Source organism: Streptomyces sp. NPDC107654, assembly GCF_055639035.1.
The window spans coordinates 97,949-120,486 of record NZ_JBVKBI010000015.1; the positions used below are offsets into that span (position 1 = coordinate 97,949).

The 22,538-nt window shown below is 70.2% G+C and carries 17 protein-coding genes and 2 pseudogenes; 15 read left to right on the forward strand and 4 right to left on the reverse strand.

Translation table 11 applies throughout. From position 1 onward, the window contains the following. Positions 1–191 precede the first annotated feature (191 nt). Positions 192–1,022: a C40 family peptidase gene (locus ACZ7N4_RS25345; protein ID WP_471361725.1), complete on the reverse strand. Its 831-nt coding sequence runs from the start codon at positions 1,020–1,022 to the stop codon at positions 192–194. Between the two features lie 745 nt (positions 1,023–1,767). On the opposite strand from ACZ7N4_RS25345, the gene ACZ7N4_RS25350 reads away from it, so the two are divergent. The 14 genes from ACZ7N4_RS25350 to nuoN are packed head-to-tail and all read left to right on the forward strand — an operon-like array spanning position 1,768 to position 17,972. Further along, positions 1,768–2,127: an NADH-quinone oxidoreductase subunit A gene (locus ACZ7N4_RS25350; protein WP_003992243.1), complete on the forward strand. Its 360-nt coding sequence runs from the start codon at positions 1,768–1,770 to the stop codon at positions 2,125–2,127. A gap of 15 nt (positions 2,128–2,142) precedes the next feature. Next, on the forward strand, positions 2,143–2,697 hold the full coding sequence (locus ACZ7N4_RS25355; RefSeq protein ID WP_007383964.1) for a NuoB/complex I 20 kDa subunit family protein: 555 nt from the start codon (positions 2,143–2,145) through the stop codon (positions 2,695–2,697). Between the two features lie 29 nt (positions 2,698–2,726). Next, on the forward strand, positions 2,727–3,569 hold the full coding sequence (locus tag ACZ7N4_RS25360; protein ID WP_471361954.1) for an NADH-quinone oxidoreductase subunit C: 843 nt from the start codon (positions 2,727–2,729) through the stop codon (positions 3,567–3,569). Between the two features lie 55 nt (positions 3,570–3,624). Then, positions 3,625–4,941: an NADH-quinone oxidoreductase subunit D gene (locus tag ACZ7N4_RS25365; RefSeq protein ID WP_471361729.1), complete on the forward strand. Its 1,317-nt coding sequence runs from the start codon at positions 3,625–3,627 to the stop codon at positions 4,939–4,941. Then, positions 4,938–5,804, forward strand: a complete 867-nt coding sequence (nuoE, locus tag ACZ7N4_RS25370; RefSeq protein ID WP_471361731.1) for an NADH-quinone oxidoreductase subunit NuoE — start codon at positions 4,938–4,940, stop codon at positions 5,802–5,804. The genes ACZ7N4_RS25365 and nuoE overlap by 4 nt, the downstream gene beginning before the upstream one ends. Beyond that, positions 5,801–7,150: an NADH-quinone oxidoreductase subunit NuoF gene (gene nuoF, locus ACZ7N4_RS25375; protein ID WP_471361734.1), complete on the forward strand. Its 1,350-nt coding sequence runs from the start codon at positions 5,801–5,803 to the stop codon at positions 7,148–7,150. The genes nuoE and nuoF overlap by 4 nt, the downstream gene beginning before the upstream one ends. After that, a complete protein-coding gene (locus tag ACZ7N4_RS25380) occupies positions 7,147–9,651 on the forward strand; it encodes an NADH-quinone oxidoreductase subunit G (protein ID WP_471361737.1) in 2,505 nt (834 codons plus the stop codon). The genes nuoF and ACZ7N4_RS25380 overlap by 4 nt, the downstream gene beginning before the upstream one ends. Beyond that, a complete protein-coding gene (gene nuoH / locus ACZ7N4_RS25385; RefSeq protein WP_471361740.1) occupies positions 9,648–11,009 on the forward strand; it encodes an NADH-quinone oxidoreductase subunit NuoH in 1,362 nt (453 codons plus the stop codon). The genes ACZ7N4_RS25380 and nuoH overlap by 4 nt, the downstream gene beginning before the upstream one ends. After that, entirely contained in the window at positions 11,002–11,652 is a 651-nt protein-coding gene (nuoI, locus tag ACZ7N4_RS25390; protein WP_471361743.1) for an NADH-quinone oxidoreductase subunit NuoI, read from the forward strand. The genes nuoH and nuoI overlap by 8 nt, the downstream gene beginning before the upstream one ends. Continuing rightward, complete coding sequence (locus ACZ7N4_RS25395) at positions 11,649–12,491, forward strand: NADH-quinone oxidoreductase subunit J (RefSeq protein ID WP_471361745.1); 843 nt, start codon at positions 11,649–11,651, stop codon at positions 12,489–12,491. The genes nuoI and ACZ7N4_RS25395 overlap by 4 nt, the downstream gene beginning before the upstream one ends. Next, the gene (nuoK, locus tag ACZ7N4_RS25400) at positions 12,488–12,787 is read left to right on the forward strand and encodes an NADH-quinone oxidoreductase subunit NuoK (protein WP_023547474.1); all 300 of its coding nucleotides are present in this window, start codon (positions 12,488–12,490) and stop codon (positions 12,785–12,787) included. Before ACZ7N4_RS25395 ends, nuoK begins: the two co-directional genes overlap by 4 nt. 15 nt (positions 12,788–12,802) lie before the next feature. Next, positions 12,803–14,749, forward strand: a complete 1,947-nt coding sequence (gene nuoL, locus ACZ7N4_RS25405) for an NADH-quinone oxidoreductase subunit L (RefSeq protein WP_471361749.1) — start codon at positions 12,803–12,805, stop codon at positions 14,747–14,749. 5 nt (positions 14,750–14,754) lie between these two features. Then, positions 14,755–16,326, forward strand: a complete 1,572-nt coding sequence (locus ACZ7N4_RS25410) for an NADH-quinone oxidoreductase subunit M (protein ID WP_471361752.1) — start codon at positions 14,755–14,757, stop codon at positions 16,324–16,326. After that, positions 16,323–17,972, forward strand: a complete 1,650-nt coding sequence (nuoN, locus tag ACZ7N4_RS25415) for an NADH-quinone oxidoreductase subunit NuoN (protein ID WP_471361755.1) — start codon at positions 16,323–16,325, stop codon at positions 17,970–17,972. Before ACZ7N4_RS25410 ends, nuoN begins: the two co-directional genes overlap by 4 nt. A gap of 69 nt (positions 17,973–18,041) precedes the next feature. On the opposite strand, the pseudogene ACZ7N4_RS25420 reads toward nuoN, so the two are convergent. Next, positions 18,042–18,608 (reverse strand): annotated as a pseudogene (locus ACZ7N4_RS25420) (Uma2 family endonuclease). A 252-nt stretch (positions 18,609–18,860) separates the two neighbouring features. On the opposite strand from ACZ7N4_RS25420, the gene recQ reads away from it, so the two are divergent. Continuing rightward, positions 18,861–20,879, forward strand: a complete 2,019-nt coding sequence (gene recQ, locus ACZ7N4_RS25425; protein ID WP_471361758.1) for a DNA helicase RecQ — start codon at positions 18,861–18,863, stop codon at positions 20,877–20,879. Between the two features lie 28 nt (positions 20,880–20,907). On the opposite strand, the pseudogene ACZ7N4_RS25430 reads toward recQ, so the two are convergent. Together ACZ7N4_RS25430 and ACZ7N4_RS25435 are read right to left on the reverse strand one after the other, a co-directional pair. Continuing rightward, a pseudogene (locus ACZ7N4_RS25430) lies at positions 20,908–21,507 on the reverse strand (fumarate reductase/succinate dehydrogenase flavoprotein subunit); the annotation flags it as partial. A 55-nt stretch (positions 21,508–21,562) separates the two neighbouring features. Next, positions 21,563–22,501 (reverse strand): M56 family metallopeptidase, encoded by a 939-nt coding sequence (locus tag ACZ7N4_RS25435; RefSeq protein WP_471361761.1) that lies wholly within the window; start codon positions 22,499–22,501, stop codon positions 21,563–21,565. Positions 22,502–22,538: the final 37 nt, after the last annotated feature.

The following is a 22,538-nucleotide window of genomic DNA, read 5'->3' on the forward strand; positions in this document are numbered from 1 at the left end:
GTGCGTCGGAAGAGCGATGGGCCGTAGCGGCCGGTGGACGCGTGAGGGACTCGGTGGACGCGTGAGGGACCCGGCGGGCGCGTCAGGGAGCCGGGGCCGTCGGGGAGGCATTGAGGCGCGTCGGGGTAGGCGCAAGGGCCGCTGCCCCCGAGCGGCTGCGGCCCTGTGCGCGTGAGAGGCGCGGAGTGTGCTCAGAGCACCCGTACGGCGCCGGTGGGCGGATCGTACGACAGCGGACGCTCCACGACGCCGCTGGAGGGGTTCTGGGCGCCCACGAACATGCCGTCGCCGACGTACACCGCGACGTGGTACGCGCTGCCCGCACCGCCCCAGTAGAGGATGTCGCCCGGCTGCAGGTTGCTCAGCGAGACCTGGGTGCCGGCGGTCGACTGGTCCTGGGAGACGCGCGGCAGGCTGATGCCGACCTGCTTGAAGGCCGTCTGCACCAGGCCGGAGCAGTCGTAGGCGGACGGGCCGGTGGCGCCGGAGACGTACGCCTTGCCGACCTGGGCCTTGACGAAGCTGACGATGGCCGCGGCCGAGCCGGTGGCCGGGGACGTGCTGGTGGGGGTGGACGTGGAGGTGGAGGTGCCGGCCTCGGTGCCCGCCGTGGTGGAGAGCGTGGTGCGCTCCGTGGTGCGCGAGGCGCGGGCCGCCTCCTTGCGGGCGGCCTCCTCGGCCCTCTTCTTGGCCTCGGCCGCCTTCTTCTTGGCCTCGGCGAGGTCCGCCTTCGCCTGCTTCGCGGCCTTGGCGGCAGCCGCGTCACGCTCGGCCTGCAGCTGGTAGTTCGCGGCGGCCTGCTCGGTCGCGTTCGCGGACTGGGCCGCCTGAGCGGCCAGGTCGGCCGTCAGTGTGGGCAGTTCGAGGGTCTGCGTCACCGGCTCGGCCGCGTTCGCCGAGCCGGACGCACCGGCGACTGCCAGGGTGCCGAGGACGCCACCGGCAACTCCGGCCCGCACGGCGAGGGTCGACGCGCTGCGGCGGGGCTTCCGGTGGCTGCGTATGTGAGCGGTGTGGGACATGGGAACAACCGGTACCAGGGGCTCCTTCATATCTTCAAGAAACGTGTCCTGCGCCACAGTTGCTCAATCGAGACCCGAAATCCCCCGCGCGTCACCCTTTATTGACGCCGTAACGGACATTGCGGACGCCCGTGATCAAGCCCTTGATCACGGTCTTTGATCATTACGTCCGAATTGCCCGCCGCTTACCACTGGTTGCGGTCGTTGGCCAAGCCCGCTTCTCAGAGGTCTCTCACCAATGTGGCGGAGGTCACGGAACGGCGACCGCGATCCCGGCGTCCCGCGCACACGTCCGCTCGTGAACGCGTGCACGCGCCTCGCGCCCCGTCCACACTCCGCCCCGCCCTCCCTCTGATGTGTGAACGGCTCCCACTATCAGGCCTGGGAGCCCAGTGCCAATTTGCATGCAGCGGAAGTCTCTTGATATGGAGACGCCCCCTCCGGCCTGCGACGACGTGGAAGATTGTCACTTCTGGTGATCAACTGAACGCTTCGCGTATGAAGATCACTCATCATCCGACTTCATGATCCTTCGTCAGGTGGTGGAGATCACAAAGCTTGTGCAATACCCCGTGTCGCAGATCACAGAGCGGCGGGCATAAGATGCGAGGCAGTCGGGCTTGTGACCTGCTTCACATGTTCGCGATCTTCGCCCGGGACGAGCGGGGGCCGAGGGACCGGTGAGGCAGGAGTGAGTCCAGTGCAACCGCCAGCAGTCAGCGCCGACTGAGAGGAGCGAGGAGCGGTGAACGCGTATGCGCCCATCCTCGTACTGGGAGCCCTCGGGGCAGGCTTTGCGATCTTCTCCGTGGTCATGGCCACGCTGATCGGTCCGAAGCGGTACAACCGCGCCAAGCTCGAAGCCTACGAGTGCGGCATCGAGCCGACCCCCACGCCGGCCGGCGGCGGGCGCTTCCCCATCAAGTACTACCTGACGGCGATGCTCTTCATCGTCTTCGACATCGAGATCGTCTTCCTCTACCCCTGGGCCGTCACCTTCGACGCCCTGGGGATTTTCGGGCTCGTGGAGATGCTGCTCTTCGTGCTCACCGTCTTCGTCGCGTACGCGTACGTATGGCGGCGCGGCGGCCTGGAATGGGACTGAGGGGCCTTTAACGACATGGGACTCGAAGAAAAGCTGCCGAGCGGCTTCCTGCTCACCACCGTCGAGCAGGCCGCGGGCTGGGTGCGCAAGGCGTCCGTCTTCCCGGCCACCTTCGGCCTGGCCTGCTGCGCCATCGAGATGATGACCACCGGCGCCGGGCGCTACGACCTCGCCCGCTTCGGCATGGAGGTCTTCCGCGGCTCGCCGCGCCAGGCGGACCTGATGATCGTCGCCGGCCGGGTCAGCCAGAAGATGGCGCCCGTCCTGAGGCAGGTCTACGACCAGATGCCCAACCCCAAGTGGGTGATCTCCATGGGCGTCTGCGCCTCCTCCGGAGGCATGTTCAACAACTACGCGATCGTCCAGGGCGTCGACCACATCGTGCCGGTCGACATCTACCTGCCCGGCTGCCCGCCCCGCCCCGAGATGCTGATGGACGCGATCCTCAAGCTCCACCAGAAGATCCAGTCCTCCAAGCTCGGCGTGAACGCCGAGGAGGCGGCCCGCGAGGCGGAGGAGGCGGCGCTCAAGGCCCTGCCCACGATCGAGATGAAGGGGCTGCTGCGGTGAGCGACGCGAACGGCACCGGCGCGGGCGGAGTGAACGGCTCCGCGAAGGGGGCGAACGACCCCGCGAAGGGGGCGAACGGGGCCCCGAAGGGGGCGAACGGTGCCCCTGACGGGACGAACGGCGCTCCGAACCCGGCGAACGGGTCCGCGAACGGGGTGAACCCCGAGAAGGACCTCTCCGCCTCCAACCTCCCCGGCCAGCGCGGCCAGGGCGGCGAGGAGATCCGCGTCCAGCGCGGCATGTTCGGCGCCAACAACGGCGGCGACACCTCCGGCTACGGCGGCCTGGTCCGCTCGGTCCGACTCCCGGGACCGGCGGTGCGCCCCTACGGCGGCTGGTTCGACGAGGTCGCCGACGAGCTGGAGGGCGCCCTGGAGGAACAGGGGCTCCTCCCCGAGAACGTCATCGAGAAGACGGTCGTCGACCGCGGCGAGCTGACCTTCCACATCGAACGCGAGCACCTGCTCCGCGTCGCCCGCACCCTGCGCGACGACCCGGCCCTGCGCTTCGAGCTGTGCACCGGCGTCAGCGGCGTCCACTACCCGAACGACAAGGGCCGCGAGCTGCACGCCGTCTACCACCTGCGCTCGATCACCCACAACCGGCTGATCCGCCTCGAAGTCAGCGCCCCCGACAGCGACCCCCGGGTCCCGTCGCTGGTCTCCGTCTACCCGACCAACGACTGGCACGAGCGCGAGACCTACGACTTCTTCGGAATCGTCTTCGACGGCCACCCGGCCCTGACGCGGATCATGATGCCGGACGACTGGCAGGGCCACCCGCAGCGCAAGGACTACCCCCTCGGCGGCATCCCCGTCGAGTACAAGGGCGCCCAGATCCCGGCTCCGGACCAGCGGAGGTCGTACTCGTGAGTGCCCACCCGTCGCCCGGCCACCACCCCTCAACGACTCCCTCCGGGAGGCAGCAATGACCACGGCATCCCCTCGCGAGACCACCGAGGGCACCGTATACACGGTCACCGGCGGCGACTGGGACGAGGTCGTCCAGTCCGCGGCCCGCGCCGACGACGAACGCATCGTCGTCAACATGGGTCCCCAGCACCCGTCCACCCACGGTGTGCTCCGCCTGATCCTGGAGATCGAGGGCGAGACGGTCACCGAGGCCCGCTGCGGCATCGGCTACCTCCACACCGGCATCGAGAAGAACCTCGAATACCGCACGTGGACGCAGGGCACCACCTTCGTCACGCGCATGGACTACCTGACGTCCTTCTTCAACGAGACCGCCTACTGCCTCGCCGTCGAGAAGCTCCTCGGCATCGAGGACCAGATCACCGAGCGCGCCAAGATCATCCGAGTGCTCCTGATGGAGCTGAACCGGATGTCCTCCCACCTGGTGTGCATCGCCACCGGCGGCATGGAGCTGGGCGCCACCACGATCATGATCTACGGATTCCGTGATCGTGAAATGATTCTCGACCTCTACGAGCTGATCACGGGCCTGCGCATGAACCACGCGTACATCCGGCCCGGCGGACTCGCCCAGGATCTGCCGCCCGGCGCGGTGGACCAGATCCGCGAGTTCGTGAAGAAGATGAAGAAGAACCTCCCGGAGTACGACAAGCTCGCCACCGGGAACCCCATCTTCAAGGCCCGTATGCAGAACATCGGCTACCTGGACCTGGCCGGCTGCATGGCCCTCGGCGCGACCGGCCCGATCCTGCGCTCCACCGGCCTGCCGCACGACCTGCGCAAGGCACAGCCGTACTGCGACTACGAGACGTACGACTTCGACGTCCCGACCGCCGACACCTGCGACGCCTACGGCCGCTTCCTCGTCCGTCTGGAGGAGATGCGCCAGTCGCTCCGGATCGTCGAGCAGTGCCTGGACCGGCTCCAGCCCGGCCCGGTCATGGTCGCCGACAAGAAGATCGCCTGGCCCGCCCAGCTCGCCCTGGGGCCGGACGGACTCGGCAACTCCCTCGACCACATCAAGAAGATCATGGGCACCTCCATGGAGGCCCTGATCCACCACTTCAAGCTGGTCACCGAGGGCTTCCGCGTCCCGCCGGGACAGGTGTACGCGGCCGTCGAATCACCCAAGGGCGAACTCGGGGTGCACGCCGTCTCCGACGGCGGCACCCGCCCCTATCGGGTCCACTTCCGCGACCCGTCCTTCACCAACCTGCAGGCCATGGCGGCGATGTGCGAGGGCGGCCAGGTCGCCGACGTCATCGTCGCCGTCGCGTCCATCGACCCCGTGATGGGAGGCGTCGACCGGTGACCACCTCTTCTTCGGAGCGGGGCGTCAGCCTGGGCATGCCCGAACTGCCCGCACCCGCCTACCCGGACGACGTCCGGGCCCGGCTGGAGGCGGACGCGCGCGAGGTGATCGCGCGCTACCCCGACTCCCGGTCCGCCCTGCTGCCGCTGCTCCACCTCGTGCAGTCGGAGGAGGGCCATGTCACGCGCACCGGGATGCGGTTCTGCGCGGACATGCTGGGCCTGACCACGGCCGAGGTCACCGCCGTCGCCACCTTCTACACCATGTACCGGCGCCGTCCCTCCGGTGACTACCAGGTGGGCGTGTGCACCAACACGCTGTGCGCGGTGATGGGCGGCGACGCGATCTTCGAGACCCTCCAGGAACACCTGGGCGTCGGCAACGGCGAGACCACCGACGACGGCAAGGTCACCCTGGAGCACATCGAGTGCAACGCGGCCTGCGACTACGCGCCGGTCGTGATGGTCAACTGGGAGTTCTTCGACAACCAGACCCCGGCGACCGCCAAGAGCCTGGTCGACGACCTGCGCGCGGGACGGCCCGTCCAGCCCACGCGCGGGGCGCGGCTGTGCACCTTCAAGGAGACCGCGCGGATCCTGGCCGGCTTCCCCGACGAGCGGCCCGGGGCCGTCGAGGAGGGCGGCAGTGCGGGACCCGCGTCACTGGTGGGCCTTCGCCTGGCAAGGGGAGAGACCGCACCCGCGCGCGTGGTCCATCCGCGCGGAGGTCCGCACGAGGAACCGCAGGACCGGGCGCACGAGCCGTCACCGGCCGAGCACCTCAGCTCCCATGACGCGCCGCTGGACACATCGGCCTCCGATCCCTCGCACCCCGCGGGGCCTACCGCAGAGGAGGGGGAGTGATGACCGTGGCGGCGGAACTCAAGGACTCGAGCCCGGAGAAGCTGCTCGCACCCGTGCTGTCGGCCTTCTGGGACGACGACCGGTCCTGGACCCTGGACGTCTACCGGAGGCACGAGGGGTACGAGGGGCTCCGCAAGGCCCTCGCCATGTCGCCGGACGACCTGATCGCGTACGTCAAGGACTCCGGGCTGCGAGGCCGCGGCGGCGCGGGATTCCCGACCGGAATGAAGTGGCAGTTCATTCCTCAGGGTGATGGAAAACCGCACTATCTAGTTGTCAACGCCGACGAATCGGAACCGGGCACCTGCAAGGACATCCCGCTCCTCTTCGCGAACCCGCACAGCCTCATCGAGGGCATCGTGATCGCGTGCTATGCCATCAGGTCGTCGCATGCCTTCATCTATCTGCGGGGTGAAGTCGTCCCCGTTCTGCGGCGGTTGCACGAGGCCGTGCGCGAGGCCTACGCGGCGGGCTACCTGGGCGAGAACATCCTGGGCAGCGGACTCGACCTCCAGCTCACCGTGCACGCGGGCGCCGGCGCGTACATCTGCGGTGAGGAGACCGCACTGCTCGACTCGCTCGAAGGCCGCCGTGGTCAACCGCGGCTCCGTCCCCCCTTCCCTGCCGTGGAAGGCCTCTACGCCTGTCCGACTGTTGTGAACAACGTCGAGTCGATCGCGTCGGTTCCCGCCATCCTGAAAAACGGCAAGGACTGGTTCAGGTCGATGGGCAGCGAGAAGTCCCCGGGCTTCACGCTCTACTCGCTCAGCGGCCACGTCGCGAGCCCCGGCCAGTACGAGGCACCGCTCGGCATCACCCTGCGCCAGCTCCTCGACATGAGCGGCGGCATGCGGCCGGGCCACCGCCTGAAGTTCTGGACCCCGGGCGGCTCCTCGACGCCGATGTTCACCGACGAGCACCTCGACGTCCCGCTCGACTACGAGGGCGTCGGCGCCGCCGGCTCCATGCTCGGCACCAAGGCCCTGCAGTGCTTCGACGAGACGACCTGCGTGGTGCGGGCCGTGACCCGCTGGACCGAGTTCTACGCCCACGAGTCCTGCGGCAAGTGCACACCCTGCCGCGAAGGGACGTACTGGCTGGTGCAGCTGCTGCGGGACATCGAGGCCGGCAAGGGCGTCATGTCCGACCTCGACAAACTGAACGACATCGCCGACAACATCAACGGCAAGTCCTTCTGCGCCCTCGGCGACGGCGCCGCATCCCCGATCTTCTCCTCGCTGAAGTACTTCCGCGAGGAGTACGAGCAGCACATCACGGGCCGGGGCTGCCCCTTCGACCCGGCCAAGTCGACGGCCTGGGCGGACCGCCCGGAGGTGAACGCATGACCGTGACCACGAGCGCCCCCACGGGAGGGGGCCAGGCGGCGGTCCCACCGGAGGACCTCGTCACGCTGACGATCGACGGCATCGAGATCAGCGTGCCCAAGGGCACCCTGGTGATCCGGGCCGCCGAGCAGCTCGGCATCGAGATCCCGCGGTTCTGCGACCACCCCCTCCTGGACCCGGCCGGCGCCTGCCGCCAGTGCATCGTCGAGGTCGAGGGCCAGCGCAAGCCGATGGCGTCCTGCACCATCACCTGCACCGACGGGATGGTGGTGAAGACCCACCTCACCTCCCCGGTCGCCGAGAAGGCCCAGCACGGTGTGATGGAGCTGCTGCTCATCAACCACCCGCTGGACTGCCCGGTCTGCGACAAGGGCGGCGAGTGCCCGCTGCAGAACCAGGCGATGTCGCACGGCAACGCCGAGTCCCGCTTCAACGGCAGGAAGCGGACCTTCGAGAAGCCCGTACCGATCTCCACCCAGGTGCTGCTCGACCGCGAGCGGTGCGTGCTGTGCGCCCGCTGCACCCGCTTCTCCAACCAGATCGCCGGCGACCCCATGATCGAGCTGGTCGAGCGGGGCGCGCTCCAGCAGGTCGGCACCGGTGAGGGCGACCCGTTCGAGTCGTACTTCTCCGGCAACACCATCCAGATCTGCCCGGTCGGCGCGCTCACCTCGGCCGCCTACCGGTTCCGCTCCCGCCCCTTCGACCTCGTCTCCTCGCCGTCGGTGTGCGAGCACTGCTCCGGCGGCTGCGCCACCCGCACCGACCACCGGCGCGGCAAGGTCATGCGGCGGCTCGCCGCCTACGACCCCGAGGTCAACGAGGAGTGGATCTGCGACAAGGGACGCTTCGCGTTCCGGTACGCGCAGATGAAGGACCGTCTCGACACGCCGCTGGTGCGCAACGCCGACGGTGTCCTGGAGCCCGCGTCCTGGCCGGAGGCACTGGAAGCCGCCGCGCGGGGCCTGACCGCGGCCCGCTCCCGGGCCGGCGTCCTCATCGGCGGCCGGCTGACCGTCGAGGACGCCTACGCGTACAGCAAGTTCGCGCGTGTGGCACTCGACACCAACGACATCGACTTCCGCGCGCGCGTGCACAGCGGCGAGGAGGCCGACTTCCTGGCCGCGCGGATCGCCGGCCGAGGCCGCGACCTCGACGGTACGGGCGTCTCGTACACCTCCCTGGAGAAGGCGCCCGCCGTGCTGCTGGCCGGCTTCGAGTCGGAGGAGGAGGCACCGGGCGTCTTCCTGCGGCTGCGCAAGGCCTGGCGCAAGCGCGGGCAGCAGGTGTTCGCACTGGCCACGCACGCCACGCGGGGCCTGGAGAAGGCGGGCGGCACGCTGCTGCCGGCCGCGCCGGGCACCGAGACGGAGTGGCTGGACGCGCTCGCGAGCGGCGTCGGCCTGGAGGAGCCCGGCACCCGTGCCGCGGAGGCCCTCCGCGCGGAGGGCGCCGTCATCGTCGTAGGGGAGCGGCTCGCCGGTGTCGCGGGTGGTCTCACCGCTGCGCTGCGCGCCGCGACCGCGACCGGAGCCGAGCTGGTGTGGATCCCGCGCCGGGCCGGTGAGCGCGGCGCGGTCGAGGCGGGCGCGCTGCCCTCGCTGCTGCCGGGCGGCCGCCCCGCGACCGACCCGCGCGCGCGGGAGGAGGTCGCCGCCGCCTGGGGCCTGGCCGAACTCCCGTTGCGCTACGGCCGCGACACCCACCAGATCATCGAGGCGGCCGCCACCGGCGAACTGTCCGCGCTGGTGGTCGCCGGTGTGGAGGTCGCCGACCTGCCCGACCCGGCACGCGCGCGTGAGGCGCTCGACGAGGTCGGCTTCCTGGTGTCGCTGGAGCTGCGGCCCAGCGAGGTCACCGAGCGCGCCGACGTCGTCCTGCCGGTCGCCGCGGTCGCCGAGAAGGCGGGCACCTTCCTCAACTGGGAAGGCCGGGTCCGCTCCTTCGAGGCCGCGCTCAAGCCCGACCAGATGACCCGCCGGCTCGCGCCGACCGACGCGCGCGTGCTGCACATGCTCGCCGACGCGATGGACGTCCACGTGGGCCTGCCGGATCTGCGTACCACGCGCGCGGAGATCGACCGGCTCGGCCCCTGGGACGGCCCCCGCGCCTCCGAGCCCGCGGAGACCGCGGGCCCGCTGCCCCGCCCGGCCGTCGGCGAGGCCGTGCTCGCCGGGCACCGTCTGCTCCTCGACCAGGGTGTCCTCCAGGAGGGCGACGAGGCGCTCGCCGGCACCCGGCACGCCGCACGCGCACGCGTGTCCGCCGCGACGGCCGCCGAGGCGGGCGTCGCGGACGGCGGCACCCTCGCCGTCACCGGTCCGGCCGGCACGGTCGAAGTCCCCCTCCAGGTCACCGAGATGCCCGACCGTGTGGTCTGGCTCCCGCTGAACTCCGTCGGCACCGGCGTCGCCTCCGACACCGGGGCACGGCCCGGCTCCCTCGTCCGCATCGGCCCGGCGGCCGGCGCCGGCGAGGCCCCCAAGGAGGTGGAGGCATGAGCCCGTACCTCGCCGCTGAAGACCTCTCGATGTTCGGCCGCGACCCCTGGTGGCTGGTCGTCGTCAAGGCGGTGTTCTGCTTCGCCTTCCTGATGGTGACCGTGCTGTTCTCCATCGTCTGGGAGCGCAAGGTCGTCGCCTGGATGCAGCTGCGCATCGGCCCGAACCGGCACGGCCCCTGGGGCATGCTCCAGTCGCTCGCCGACGGCGTGAAACTGATGCTCAAGGAAGACCTCATCGTCAAACGCGCGGACAAGGCGGTCTACGTCCTCGCGCCGATCGTGGCGGCCGTCCCGGCCTTCATGGCGATCGCGGTGATCCCCTTCGGGCCGGCCGGCAACGAGATCTCGATCTTCGGCCACCGCACCACGATGCAGCTCACCGACCTGCCGATCGCGATGCTCTACATCCTCGCGGTCGCCTCGGTCGGCATCTACGGCATCGTGCTCGCGGGCTGGAGTTCCGGATCCACCTACCCGCTCCTCGGAGGCCTGCGTTCCTGCGCGCAGATGATCTCGTACGAGATCGCCATGGGCGCCGCGTTCGCCTCCGTGTTCCTGTACTCGGGCTCGATGTCGACGTCCACGATCGTGGAGCAGCAGCACGACCGCTGGTACATCCTGCTGCTGCCGGTCTCCTTCATCCTCTACATCGTCACGATGGTCGGCGAGACCAACCGCGCCCCCTTCGACATGCCGGAGTCCGAGGGCGACCTGGTCGGCGGCTTCAACACCGAGTACTCCTCGATCAAGTTCGCGATGTTCATGCTCGCGGAGTACGTGAACATGGTGACGGTCTCGGCCGTCTCGACCACCCTGTTCCTCGGCGGCTGGCGCGCCCCCTGGCCGGTCAGCAGCTTCTGGGAGGGCGCGAACCACGGCTGGTGGCCGCTGCTCTGGTTCGTCGTCAAGGTGCAGCTGCTGCTGTTCTTCTTCATCTGGCTGCGCGGCACGCTCCCGCGCGTCCGCTACGACCAGCTGATGAAGCTCGGCTGGAAGGTCCTCATCCCGGTCTCCGTGACCTGGCTGATGCTGGTCGCGACCGTCCGCGCCCTGCGCAACGAGAACTACGACTTCGCCGACATCGCCCTCTACGTCGGCGGCGGCGTCCTCGCGCTGCTGCTGATCTCCTTCGTCGCCGACATGTTCCGCGAGAAGGCGAAGCCGGCCGAGCAGCCTGCCGAGCAGCCGGCCTTCGACCCGACGGCGGGCGGGTTCCCCGTGCCGCCGCTGCCCGGACAGGAGCTGCCGCCGGTGCCCCGGCGCAGGTCGCGCCGGGAGCGGGAGCTGATTGTCAGTGGCGGGCCGGACACTGTCAGTGACGGATCTTCGGATGGAAAGGAGGCGTCCGATGGCTGAGGAGCCTCAGGAGACCGGGCGGACCGAGCCCGGCTTCCAGAACCCGGTGGCCGGCTTCGGCGTGACCTTCAAGGCCATGTTCAAGAAGCGGCTGACCGAGCAGTACCCGGAGCAGAAGAAGACCACGGCTCCGCGGTTCCACGGACGGCACCAGCTCAACCGCCATCCGGACGGCCTGGAGAAGTGCGTCGGCTGCGAGCTGTGCGCCTGGGCCTGCCCCGCCGACGCCATCTACGTGGAAGGCGCCGACAACACCGACGAGGAGCGCTACTCGCCGGGCGAGCGGTACGGCCGCGTCTACCAGATCAACTACGCCCGCTGCATCCTGTGCGGGCTGTGCATCGAGGCGTGCCCCACGCGCGCGCTCACGATGACGAACGAGTTCGAGCTGGCCGACTCCAGCCGCGCCAACCTCATCTACACCAAGGAGCAGCTGCTCGCCGGCCTCGAAGAGGGCATGGTCGACACGCCGCACGCGATCTTCCCCGGGACGGACGAGCAGGACTACTACCGCGGCCTGGTGACGCAGGCCGCGCCCGGCACCGTCCGCCAGGCCGCCGCCTCCAAGGGCGAGGTCCCGCAGGAGGCCGCGTCCACCTTCGGCGAGGACGAACCGGCCTCGGAGAAGGTGATCGGCCGATGAGCGCGCACCTCGCCGCCTACACCACCTCCACCGGTGAGGCGTTCCAGTTCTGGGTCCTCGGCACGATCGCGGTGATCGGCGCCCTGTGCACCGTCTTCATGAGGAAGGCCGTGCACAGCGCGCTCAGCCTCGCCGGCACGATGATCGTCCTGGCGGTGTTCTACCTCGCCAACGGCGCCTACTTCCTGGGCATCGTGCAGATCGTCGTCTACACCGGCGCGATCATGATGCTGTTCCTGTTCGTGGTGATGCTCGTCGGTGTCACGGCAGCGGACTCCCTGAAGGAGACCATCAAGGGCCAGCGCTGGCTGGCCCTCGTGTGCGGCGTCGGCTTCGGCGTCCTGCTGTTCGCCGGAATCGGCAACGCCTCCCTGAAGGAGTTCAACGGCACCGGACAGGCGAACGCGAACGGCAACGTGGAGGGCCTCGCGTCCCTCATCTTCACCAAGTACGTCTTCGCCTTCGAGATCACCGGCGCCCTGCTCATCACGGCCGCGGTCGGCGCGATGGTGCTCACCCACCGCGAGCGCACCGAGCGCGCCAGGACCCAGCGCGAGCTGTCCGAGCAGCGCATCCGCGAGGGCGCCCACATCCCGCCGCTGCCCGCCCCCGGTGTCTACGCCCGGCACAACGCCGTGGACATCGCCGGCCTGCTGCCCGACGGCACCCCGTCCGAGCTGACCGTCAGCAAGACGCTGCGCGAACGCGGCCAGATCCGTGACGTGTCCATGGAGGCGCTCAACGACCTGCGGGCGCTGGAGCAGCGCGCGGAGGAACGCCTGGAGCGCCGGGCGATCGAGCCGGAGACGTTCAAGCGGCCCGAGGAGGCGTCGAAGTGAACCCGGTCAACTACCTCTACCTCGCCGCCCTGTTGTTCACGATCGGCGCGACGGGCGTACTGATCCGGCGCAACGCCATCGTGGTCTTCATGTGCATCGAGCTGATGCTGAACGCCTGCAACCTCGCGTTCGTCACCTTCTCCCGGATGCACGGCAACCTCGACGGCCAGATCATCGCCTTCTTCACGATGGTCGTCGCCGCCGCGGAGGTCGTGGTGGGCCTCGCGATCATCGTGTCGCTGTTCCGTACCCGCCACTCGGCCTCGGTCGACGACGCCAGCCTGATGAAGCTGTAAGGGGTCGGAAGAATCGTGGAGAACCTGATCGCGCTGCTCATCGCGGCGCCCCTGCTCGGAGCGGCCGTCCTCCTGGTCGGCGGCCGGCGGCTCGACGCCGTCGGCCACTGGATCGGCACCCTGCTGTCGTTCGTCTCCTTCGCCTTCGGTGTCGCGCTCTTCGCCGACCTGCTGGGCCGGGGAGCCGAGCACCGCACCCTGATCCAGCACCTTTTCAGCTGGGTCCCGGTGGCCGGCTTCCAGGCCGACGTCACCTTCCGCCTGGACCAGCTGTCCATGACGTTCGTGCTGCTCATCACGGGCGTCGGCTCGCTGATCCACCTGTACTCGGTCGGATACATGGAGCACGACGAGCGGCGCCGCCGCTTCTTCGGCTACCTGAACCTGTTCCTCGCGGCGATGCTGCTGCTCGTCCTCGCCGACAACTACCTGCTGCTGTACGTCGGCTGGGAGGGCGTCGGCCTCGCCTCGTACCTGCTGATCGGCTTCTGGCAGCACAAGCCCAGCGCCGCCACGGCCGCGAAGAAGGCCTTCCTGGTCAACCGCGTCGGCGACATGGGCCTGTCGATCGCGATCATGCTGATGTTCACTACCTTCGGCAGCTTCGCGTTCGGTCCGGTCCTCGGCCACGCCGGTGACACCTCCGAGGGGAAGCTCACCGCGATCGGGCTGATGCTGCTGCTCGCCGCGTGCGGCAAGTCCGCCCAGGTGCCGCTCCAGTCCTGGCTCGGGGACGCCATGGAGGGCCCGACCCCGGTCTCCGCCCTCATCCACGCGGCGACGATGGTGACCGCGGGCGTCTACCTGATCGTCCGCTCCGGCGCGATCTTCAACGCCGCCCCCGACGCCCAGCTGGCCGTCACCGTCGTCGGTGCGGTCACGCTCCTGTTCGGTGCGATCGTCGGTTGCGCCAAGGACGACATCAAGAAGGCGCTGGCCGGATCGACCATGTCGCAGATCGGCTACATGGTGCTGGCCGCCGGCCTCGGCCCCATCGGCTACGTCTTCGCGATCATGCACCTGGTGACGCACGGCTTCTTCAAGGCCGGTCTGTTCCTCGGCGCCGGTTCCGTGATGCACGGCATGAACGACGAGGTCGACATGCGCCGCTACGGCGGCCTGCGCAAGTACATGCCGGTCACGTTCATCACCTTCGGCCTCGGCTACCTCGCCATCATCGGCTTCCCGGGCCTGTCCGGCTTCTTCTCCAAGGACAAGATCATCGAGGCGGCGTTCGCCAAGGGCGGCACCGAGGGCTGGATCCTCGGCGGCGCGGCCCTGCTCGGCGCGGCCATCACCGCCTTCTACATGACGCGCGTGATGCTGATGACGTTCTTCGGGGAGGAGCGGTGGCGCGACGCCCCGACCCCGTCCCCGGCCGAGCCCAGCGTGGAGCCCGCCGCCGAGACCCGGGGCGAGCACACCGAACCGCACCCGCACGAGTCGCCGAAGGTCATGACGATCCCGATGATCGTCCTGGCCGTGGGATCCGTCTTGGGCGGCGGCTTCTTCAGCATCGGCGACCGCTTCCTGCACTGGCTGGAGCCCGTCACGGGCCACAGCGAGGGCGACTCCCCGCTCAGCGCGGCCACGGTCACCGGCGCCACCATGGTGTGCCTGGTCATCGGCGTCGCCATCGCCTGGGCGCAGTACGGCCGCAAGCCCGTCCCGGCCGTCGCCCCGCGCGGCTCCCTGCTCACCCGCGCCGCCCGTCGCGACCTGCTCCAGGACGACTTCAACCACGTGGTCCTGGTGCGCGGCGGCGAGCACCTCACGCGCTCCCTGGTGTACGTCGACCACACCCTGGTCGACGGTGTCGTCAACGGCACGGCGGCCGGCTTCGGCGGCCTGTCCGGACGGCTGCGCCGGCTCCAGAACGGCTTCGCCCGCTCCTACGCGGTCTCGATGTTCGGCGGCGCGGCACTCCTGGTCGCCGCGACCCTGCTGATGAGGGCGGTCTGATACCGATGTCCTTTCCTCTGCTGACAGCGACGGCGGCGCTCCCGGCGCTCGGGGCCGTCGCCACGGCCGCCGTACCGGCCGCCCGGCGCACCGCGGCCAAGTGGCTGGCGCTGGTCGTCTCCCTCGCCACGCTCGCCCTGGCGGTCACCGTCCTGGTCCGCTTCGACCCGGACGGCGCCCGCTACCAGCTCACCGAGTCCCACGCCTGGATCAAGGACTTCGGGGTGAGGTACGAGCTGGGCGTCGACGGCATCGCGGTGGCGCTGATCGCGCTGACCGCCGTACTGATCCCGTTCATCATCCTCGCCGGCTGGCACGACGCCGACCCGTTGGAGACCGGCAGCCGCCGCTGGCGGCCCACCCAGGGCTTCTTCGCACTGATCCTGGCGGTCGAGGCGATGGTGGTGATCTCCTTCGAGGCCACCGACGTCTTCCTCTTCTACATCTTCTTCGAAGCCATGCTCATCCCGATGTACTTCCTCATCGGCGGCTTCGGGGACCGGGCGCACGAGCACGGCGAGGAGACGGCGGCCACCCAGCGGTCGTACGCGGCGGTGAAGTTCCTGCTGTACAACCTGGTCGGCGGTCTGATCATGCTGGCCGCGGTGATCGGCCTCTACGTGGTCGCCGGGAACTTCTCGCTCACCGAGATCGCCGAGGCCCGCGCCAACGGTTCGCTGCACATGGCGACCGGCACCGAACGCTGGCTGTTCCTCGGCTTCTTCTTCGCCTTCGCGGTGAAGGCCCCGCTGTGGCCGCTGCACACCTGGCTGCCCAACGCCATGCAGGAGTCCACCGCCCCGGTCGCCGTGCTCATCACGGCGGTGGTCGACAAGGTGGGCCCCTTCGCGATGCTCCGCTTCTGCCTGCAGCTGTTCCCGGAGGCGTCGAAGTGGGCGACGCCCGTCATCCTCGTCCTGGCGTTGATCAGCATCGTCTACGGCGCGCTGCTCGCCGTCGGCCAGCGGGACATCAAGCGCCTGGTGGCGTACGCGTCGATCTCGCACTTCGGCTTCATCGTCATGGGCATCTTCGCGATGACCAGCCAGGGCCAGTCCGGCGCCACGCTCTACATGGTCAACCACGGCATCTCGACCGCCGCGCTGATGCTGGTCGCCGGCTTCCTGATCTCCCGGCGCGGCTCGCGGCTCATCGCCGACTACGGCGGTGTGCAGAAGGTCGCCCCGGTGCTCGCCGGCACCTTCCTGATCGGCGGCCTCGCCACTCTGTCACTGCCCGGACTGGCGCCGTTCGTCAGTGAGTTCCTGGTCCTGGTCGGCACGTTCACGCGCTACCCGGTGATCGGCGTCATCGCCACCTTCGGCATCGTGCTCGCCGCGCTGTACACCCTGGTGCTGTACCAGCGGACGATGACCGGCCCGGTGAAGCCGGAGGTCTCGGCGATGCCCGACCTCCGCGTGCGTGAGCTGGTCGTCGTCGCCCCGCTGATCGTGCTGCTGATCTTCCTGGGCGTCTACCCGAAGCCCGTCACGGACATCGTCAACCCGGCGGTCAAACAGACCATGTCCGACGTACAGAAGAAGGACCCCAAGCCCGCAGTGGAGGCGGCCAAGTGAGCGCACCAGCCGTCCACAGCCTGTGGACAACAGCGGCCGACCCGATCTCGAAGATCGACGCGCCGAAAATCGAATACGGACAATTGTCGCCGACACTGATCATCATCGGTGCGGCACTGGTCGGGGTGCTCATCGAGGCGTTCGTGCCGCGCCGGTCCCGCTACTGGGCGCAGGTGTTCGTGTCCGTCGTGGCCCTGTGTGCCGCGTTCGCCGCCGTCGTCGCCCTCGCGGCCGACGGGTACGGCACCACCAAGGCGCACATCGCGGCCATGGGCGCGATCGCGGTCGACGGCCCGGCCCTCTTCCTGCAGGGCACGATCCTGCTGGCCGGCCTGGTCGGCCTGTTCACCTTCGCCGAGCGGCGCCTGGACCCGGCCGCACACGGCAGGCGGGTCGACTCCTTCGCCGCGCAGGCCGCCTCCGTACCCGGAAGCGACAGCGAGAAGGCCGCGGTGAGAGCGGGCTTCACCACCACGGAGGTCTTCCCGCTCCTCCTCTTCGCGATCGGCGGCATGCTGGTCTTCCCGTCGGCCAACGACCTGCTGACCCTGTTCGTGGCCCTGGAGGTCTTCTCCCTCCCGCTGTACCTGCTGTGCGCGCTGGCCCGCCGCAAGCGGCTGATGTCGCAGGAGGCCGCGGTCAAGTACTTCCTGCTGGGCGCGTTCGCCTCCGCGTTCACCCTGTTCGGCATCGCGCTGCTGTACGGCTACGCGGGCTCGGTGTCGTACGCGCGCATCGCGCAGGTCGTGGACGGCACGGCCACCGACGTCGACCCGGCGCTCGCGAACACCATGGGCAACGACGCACTGCTGCTGATCGGCGGCGCCATGCTCGTGATGGGCCTGCTGTTCAAGGTCGGCGCGGTGCCGTTCCACATGTGGACGCCCGACGTCTACCAGGGCGCGCCCACCCCGGTGACCGGCTTCATGGCGGCGGCGACCAAGGTGGCCGCGTTCGGTGCGCTGCTGCGCCTGCTGTACGTCGTCCTGCCCGGGCTGCGCTGGGACTGGCGGCCGGTCATGTGGGCCGTGGCGATCATCACCATGCTGGGCGGTGCGATCGTCGCCATCACCCAGACCGACATCAAGCGGCTGCTGGCGTACTCGTCCATCGCGCACGCCGGCTTCATCCTCGCGGGTGTCATCGCCACCTCGAAGGACGGCGTGTCGTCCGTCCTCTTCTACCTGGCGGGCTACTCCTTCGTCACGATCGGCGCCTTCGCCGTGGTCACCCTGGTCCGCGACGCGGGCGGCGAGGCGACCCACCTGTCCAAGTGGGCGGGGCTCGGCCGCCGCTCCCCGCTGGTGGCGGCGGTGTTCGCGGTGTTCCTGCTGGCCTTCGCCGGCATCCCGCTGACCAGCGGTTTCGCCGGAAAGTTCGCTGTGTTCAAGGCCGCGGCGGACGGCGGTGCGGCGCCGCTGGTCGTGATCGGTGTGATCTCCTCGGCGATCGCCGCGTTCTTCTACATCCGCGTGATCGTGCTGATGTTCTTCAGCGAGCCGAGGCCGGAGGGCCCGACCGTCGCCGTCCCGTCCCCGCTGACCATGGTCGCGATCGGCCTGGGCGTGGCAGTGACGCTGGTGCTGGGCGTGGCCCCGCAGTACTTCCTGGACCTGGCGAGCCAGGCGGGAGTGTTCGTGCGCTGACGTCCACCGCATGCATGGCGTTGCCCGGCACCCACGGTCAGGGTGCCGGGCAACAGCATGTCGGTGTGGTCACTGATCTCTGTCGCGACGCGTCTTGATCCGGGTGAGGTCGAGGTCCATCGGGAACGGCGCATCAAGTTTCATTCGCGCCGGCGGAAGATGCCGGTGCCGGTGTATGTGCCGGTGGCCGGCTCCAGCTCGAAGACGTGCACCGCGGCCCGGCCGTTCTCGTTCTCGACCCGCCGGCAGTGGGGGATCTTGGCGCGGGCGTACTTGAGCGGCTTGGTCTCGCGGTCGCGGGAGACGGAGTCCTCGGAGACGACCTCGATGGCCAGGACGACGGACTCCGCCGGGGAGGCGGGTCTGGCGCGAGTCCTCGACCACGTCTGCGCTTACCACCACGACGTCCGGCTCGGGCCTGTTCTGGCGGTCGATGTCGATCGTGAACTCGCGGACGACCTCGAAATCCTCCGGTGCCAGCGACTGGAGCTGCCCATTGAAGAAGTCGACAGCCCGTACATGAAACATCGTCCGCGGACTCACGAAGACCAGGCTCCCGTCGATCAATTCCGTGTGCGGAGGAAGATTCGGGAGGCGGTCCAGGCCATCGGCGGTCCAGCCGCCCTCCGGCGGGATCGGTCAACTGGACGCGGACGCCTTCGGTGCGACGCTCATCAGTGCTCCCGTGCGACGGAGTCTCGCCAGTGCGTTCAGGCTATCGGGCGGAAAGGGGGCAAGCCTCCCGCGAACCTGTGAACGATGATCGTGCCCTTGACGCACGGTGCCGCCGGCGAACCTGTGGATAACTGCGGGGCTGTCGGTGCGGGCCCCTATCGTGGATGCAGCGGTCGAGAGACGACACACGGGGGACCGACGGGGGACAGGACGATGGGCGTGACGGGCGGTATCAGCGAGATGACACAGGTGACCGAGGGACCGGACGCGGTCGACAGCGAGGCGTTGGCCACGCTCCACCGGGTCTTCGGGTACGACGCCTTCCGGGGCGAGCAGCAGGCGGTCATCGAACACGTGGTGGCGGGTGGCGACGCCGTCGTCCTCATGCCGACCGGCGGCGGAAAGTCGCTCTGCTACCAGATCCCGGCCCTGGTCAGGCCCGGCACCGGCATAGTGGTCTCCCCGCTGATCGCCCTCATGCAGGACCAGGTGGACGCCCTGCGCGCCCTCGGCGTCCGCGCCGGCTTCATGAACTCCACGCAGGACTTCGACGAGCGGCGGGTGGTCGAGGCCGAGTTCCTGGCCGGCGAACTGGACCTGCTGTACCTCGCGCCGGAGCGGCTGCGCCTGGACGCCACGCTGGACCTCCTCTCCCGCGGCAAGATCTCCGTCTTCGCCATCGACGAGGCCCACTGCGTGTCCCAGTGGGGCCACGACTTCCGCCCCGACTACCTCTCCCTGTCCCTGCTCGGCGAGCGCTGGCCGGACGTCCCGCGGATCGCCCTCACCGCCACGGCCACCCACGCCACCCACCAGGAGATCACCCAGCGGCTCAACCTGCCGACGGCCCGCCACTTCGTCGCCAGCTTCGACCGCCCCAACATCCAGTACCGGATCGTGCCCAAGGCCGACCCCAGGAAGCAGCTGCTCGCCTTCCTCCGCGAGGAGCACGCGGGCGACGCCGGCATCGTGTACTGCCTCTCGCGCAACTCCGTGGAGCGCACGGCGGAGTTCCTGACCGCCAACGGCATCTCCGCGGTGCCGTACCACGCGGGCCTGGACGCGGCCACGCGCGCGGCGCACCAGTCCCGGTTCCTGCGCGAGGACGGCCTGGTCGTGGTGGCGACCATCGCGTTCGGCATGGGCATCGACAAGCCGGACGTCCGCTTCGTCGCCCACCTGGACCTGCCCAAGTCGATCGAGGGCTACTACCAGGAGACCGGCCGGGCGGGCCGCGACGGCCTGCCGTCCACGGCCTGGATGACATACGGCCTGAACGACGTCGTACAGCAGCGCAAGCTCATCCAGTCCGGCGAGGGCGACGAGGCGTTCCGCCGCCGGGCCGCCGCCCACCTCGACGCCATGCTCGCGCTGTGCGAGACCGCCCAGTGCCGCCGCGGCCAGCTGCTCGCCTACTTCGGCCAGGACCCCGACGCGGCGGCCTGCGGCAACTGTGACACCTGTCTCACCCCGCCCGAGACCTGGGACGGCACGATCGCCGCGCAGAAGGTGCTGTCCACGGTGGTGCGGCTGCAGCGGGAACGCGGACAGAAGTTCGGCGCGCTGCAGATCGTGGACATCCTGCTCGGCAAGCGCACCGGCAAGGTGATTCAGTTCGACCACGACCAGCTGTCCGTCTTCGGCATCGGCCAGGACCTCACCGAGGCCGAGTGGCGGGGCGTCATCCGGCAGCTGCTGGCCCAGGGGCTCCTCGCGGTCGAGGGGGAGTACGGCACGCTGGTCCTCACCGAGGCGAGCGGCTCGGTGCTGCGGCGGGAGCGCGAGGTGCCGCTGCGCAAGGAGCCGAAGAAACCGGCCGCCTCCCGGTCGCGGTCCGCCGGCTCCTCCGGGGGCGCCGGCAAGGCCAAGGCCGCCGCGGCCGAACTGCCCGACGCGCTGCTCCCCGCCTTCGAGGCCCTGCGGGCCTGGCGCGCCGAGCAGGCCCGGGAACAGGGCGTCCCGGCCTACGTCATCTTCCACGACGCCACCCTCCGGGAGATCGTGACCCGCCGGCCCGGCTCGGTGCGGGAACTCGGCACGGTGAGCGGCGTCGGGGAGAAGAAGCTGGCGACGTACGGGGAAGGCGTGATCCAGGTACTGGCCTCCCTGAACGGGCCGGCCCCGGCCTCCGACGACGCCTCCGCCTCCGACGACACCCCGGACGCCGACCACGCGCCGGCCGCCGACTGGCCCGATCCCGCGGACGAGCCCGAGCCCGACGACTGGATATAGCCGGATACGGCCGCGTGCGGTCCGAGGCTCACAGCTCCCGCGCCGCATAGGCCCGGACGTCCGCGTCCGGGTCGGCCGTGGCCGTGGCGCGAGGGCCGCGCGGGCCTCCGCCGAGGTCCGGTGCCGGCCCAGGGCCAGGACCGCCGCCTTGCGGACGTCGGCGTTCGGGTCGGCGAGAGCCGGGACGGCCGGGTCGGCGGGCGCGGCCGACAGCGCGGTCGCGGCGCCGGACCGTACCTGCCAGGCCGGGACCGACAGCGCGGCCACGGCACGCGCGGCCGGCGCCCGCGGGCAGCCGGTGTCGGCCAGCGCACGGAGCGCGGCGCCGCGCACCAGCGTGTCGCCGTCCTCGGTGGCCGGTCCAGCGCGGCGGTGATCAGGTCCCGGTCGGCCGGGGTGAGGACGTCCGCTCCGACGGTGGCCACGGCCTTCGCCACGGTGACCCGGACCTCCCTGGAGGGACCGTCCGCCGCGCCCGCCAGGGGCCGGACCGCGTCCACCGAGACGAGCGCCCGCACGGCCTCCGTCCGGACGGTGATGTCGGGGTCGTCCGGCGCCGCCCGAACACCCCGGCCCCGCCGAGCCGCAGGCCCCGCAGTACATGGAGGGCAGCGGCCCGCACCACGGGGCAGAGACCGGGACAGAGCCGTCAGAGCCAGGAGGGAGCCGTCAGGACAGTGCCGTCAGGACAGTGCCGTCAGGCCCGGGGCGAAGGTGATCAGCAGCGGAAGCAGGGGGACCAGCGCGGCCACCGTCGTCGTCAGTGCCCGGTGCCGGAGCAGCAGCCGCGGCGGCGGCTCCAGCAGGCGGTCGACCCGCTCGCCCAGCAGGCGGCGGCTGGAGTCGCAGGACAGGACGCCCCGGTGCTGGTTCAGCTCGATCAGGGCGAGGGCCGTGGTGAGGTGCCCGCAGCGGCGGGATGCCGTGTCGTCGGCGGCCAGTTCGACCAGGCGGTGCGTCTGGTCGCAGAAGTGGGCGAAGAGCGGCACGCGCGGGAAGCCGGTGGCGAGGGCGGTGGACAGGTGCAGCAGCCAGTCGTGGTGGGCGCGGGCGTGTCCGCGCTCGTGGGTGAGGACGGCGTCCAGCTGGAGGTCGGTGAGGCGGTGCAGCGCTCCCGTGGTGACGACCAGTTGGGGCGGGTGTCCCGGCATCCACCAGGCGTCCGGGTACTCGTCCTCCAGCACCAGCATCGGCCCGCGCGCCGCGGGCAGCCCGGCCGGCAGTTCGGGGGCGCGCTCACGCAGCTGCGCCCGGGCCTGTCCCCGGCTGCGGCGGGCCTCGACGAGTTCCCGGGCCAGCATCGCCGTCGTCCAGGCCGCCCCGCAGGCCAGCAGTACGGTGAGGGCCGCCGCCCACACCGGCGCGGTGGACAGGTCGTAGGCCGCGGTGACCGCGGGCGGTGCGGGGGCGAACACGCGGTCGCGGACGGTGTGGAAGACGGCCGCCGCGCCCAGCACCAGCGCGGTCAGGCAGCACAGCAGCACGGTCGCGACCAGGCACTGCCACGCCCACAGCGCGACCACGGGTTCCCGCTCGGGCCACGCGGCACGGGTCAGCGCGCGCGGTGCCGGTACGGCGGCCGTGAGGGCCACGACGCTCAGCAGGAGCAGGCAGACGGTCATGCCGGGGCTCCGGTTCCTGTTCGGAGAGGTGTGCGGG

Excerpts from the sequence above, each read along its gene's own strand:
- nuoH (WP_471361740.1), top strand. The coding sequence starts at position 9,648 with ATGAGCCCGTACCTCGCCGCTGAAGACCTCTCGATGTTCGGCCGCGAC.
- recQ (WP_471361758.1), top strand. The coding sequence starts at position 18,861 with ATGGGCGTGACGGGCGGTATCAGCGAGATGACACAGGTGACCGAGGGA.
- ACZ7N4_RS25345 (WP_471361725.1), bottom strand. The coding sequence starts at position 1,022 with ATGTCCCACACCGCTCACATACGCAGCCACCGGAAGCCCCGCCGCAGC.
- ACZ7N4_RS25395 (WP_471361745.1), top strand. The coding sequence starts at position 11,649 with ATGAGCGCGCACCTCGCCGCCTACACCACCTCCACCGGTGAGGCGTTC.
- ACZ7N4_RS25410 (WP_471361752.1), top strand. The coding sequence starts at position 14,755 with ATGTCCTTTCCTCTGCTGACAGCGACGGCGGCGCTCCCGGCGCTCGGG.
- nuoI (WP_471361743.1), top strand. The coding sequence starts at position 11,002 with ATGGCTGAGGAGCCTCAGGAGACCGGGCGGACCGAGCCCGGCTTCCAG.
- ACZ7N4_RS25435 (WP_471361761.1), bottom strand. The coding sequence starts at position 22,501 with ATGACCGTCTGCCTGCTCCTGCTGAGCGTCGTGGCCCTCACGGCCGCC.
- ACZ7N4_RS25365 (WP_471361729.1), top strand. The coding sequence starts at position 3,625 with ATGACCACGGCATCCCCTCGCGAGACCACCGAGGGCACCGTATACACG.
- ACZ7N4_RS25355 (WP_007383964.1), top strand. The coding sequence starts at position 2,143 with ATGGGACTCGAAGAAAAGCTGCCGAGCGGCTTCCTGCTCACCACCGTC.
- ACZ7N4_RS25380 (WP_471361737.1), top strand. The coding sequence starts at position 7,147 with ATGACCGTGACCACGAGCGCCCCCACGGGAGGGGGCCAGGCGGCGGTC.